Below are 547 nucleotides of genomic sequence, written 5' to 3' on the forward strand. Positions count from 1 at the left end.
GCCCCCGCCGCGAGAACCGCACACCGCCCGGTCACCGGCCGGTCAAGATCACCTTCGGCGAGATGCGGGCGATGGGCATGCGCGGCGTTCTGATCTATTGCGCCGACTATCTTTGCAGCCACAACCTGGCTCTGGGCGCCGATCGCTGGCCCGACGAGCTGCGGCTATCCGACATTGAACCGCGCCTTCTTTGTGCTGCTACCGCGGGGCAGCGGTTCCGGCCGGATTTTAATTGGAACAGGCGGGTCGTGGCGGCGATTGGTTTTCGAAATACGGGACAACCCTGAAGTTCAGAGAGAACCAACCATGATTTCGAGCAGACTGCTGATTGCCGTGCTGGTGACTGTGGGGCTGGCGAGTGCGCCCTTTGCTGCGGAAGGGAAGAAGTACAAGCACGTCCTAACCCAGCCGACACCTGGAATGGCGACGACGCCACCCAGAACTACTTATGGGACAATGGGGACTTCTGCTGGAACTGTGACCGCTCCGTCAGTGGGATCGTACTATAAGCCTTCGGTAGGCGTGACGAACACGGTCCCCACTTGGA

2 protein-coding genes are annotated in these 547 nt (G+C 60.7%); both read left to right on the top strand.

Annotation, left to right across the window (positions count from 1 at the left end):
* Nucleotides 1–287, top strand: a 287-nt coding sequence (locus tag Q3C01_RS44915) for a hypothetical protein (protein WP_458151756.1), incomplete at its 5' end; no start/stop codon positions are given.
* 19 nt (nucleotides 288–306) lie between these two features.
* A partial coding sequence (locus Q3C01_RS44920; protein ID WP_458151757.1) for a hypothetical protein occupies nucleotides 307–547 on the top strand: 241 nt, incomplete at its 3' end.

The organism is Bradyrhizobium sp. UFLA05-109 (assembly GCF_054185165.1).